Consider the following 1,000-nt stretch of genomic DNA (forward strand, 5'->3'; position numbering starts at 1 on the left):
TCGTTTGATGCCATGCGGGAGGCCGCTCGTCGGCCTCCCGCACAGCGAAGTGCCCAGCGGCCACGGCCGCTGGGCACTTTCGCGTGCGGAGCGAGATCTCAGGAGGAACGTGCGGCGAGCAACTGCTGCATCTTCGCGATCTCGACGCCCTGGTCGGACTCGACGTGGCGCGCGAACTGGTCGATCTCCGATTCGTGCCCGCCGCCGGCGGCGTAGAGCTCGGTCACCATCTGCACGGCACCCTGATGGTGCTGGATCATGTACTCGAGGAACAGCCGTTCGAAGTCCGCTCCGTCGGCCGCCTCGAGCGCGGCGAGCTGCTCCTCGGTGAGCATGCCGGGCATCGCGTGCCCGTCGCCGTCGTGGCCGTCGTGCCCGCCTGCGCGCCCGTCGTTCAGTGGCACCACCCGGTCTTGCAGCCACTCGGTGATGAGGTCGAGCTCGTCCTCCTGGCTGACCCGCATGCGTTCGGCGAGCAGACGGATGTCGCGGTCTTCGGTTCGCTGGTCGACGAACCCGGTCATCGTGATGGCCTGGTCGTGGTGCGCGATCATGTCGAGCATGAACTGCTCGTCGGCCTCGGTGTGCTTCGGGGAGTCGAGGTTCAGCGATTCGCCGGGGGCGAGGGTGTGGTTCTCCTCGCCGGGGGCGCCGAGCTGCACGACCGGGCTCGTCGGCGCGACCTCGTCGGTGCCGCCCGTGCAGGCGGCCAATCCGAACACGAGCGCGAGTGCCAGGCAGGCTGCCGGGCCGGAGCGTTCCGAAGCCGTCATCCATGTACCTCGTCTTCATCGAAGGGGCAACGCCGGTGCCGTCGAGCAGCGCGTCGGCACTGCAGCAGGGTCACCGTCCATCTAACTCGATGCGGTGGTGCGGGGCTACCATGGGCGAGGGGGGAAACCGATGCCGTCACCCGACGCCCGCGACTCGGATCCGACTCTGATCGGCTCGGTGCAGCGCGCCCTTCGCCTGGTCGAGATCGTCGCGAACGAGCCGCGGC

Annotated in this window: 1 protein-coding gene; it reads right to left on the reverse strand. The window is 68.9% G+C overall.

Going from position 1 to position 1,000, the window contains the following annotated elements:
* Positions 1-98 precede the first annotated feature (98 nt).
* Entirely contained in the window at positions 99-773 is a 675-nt protein-coding gene (locus tag ACFWWU_RS37585) for a DUF305 domain-containing protein (protein WP_384153815.1), read from the reverse strand.
* Between the last annotated feature and the right edge of the window lie 227 nt (positions 774-1,000).

The organism is Streptomyces sp. NPDC058650, from assembly GCF_042717315.1.
GTDB lineage: Bacteria > Actinomycetota > Actinomycetes > Streptomycetales > Streptomycetaceae > Streptomyces.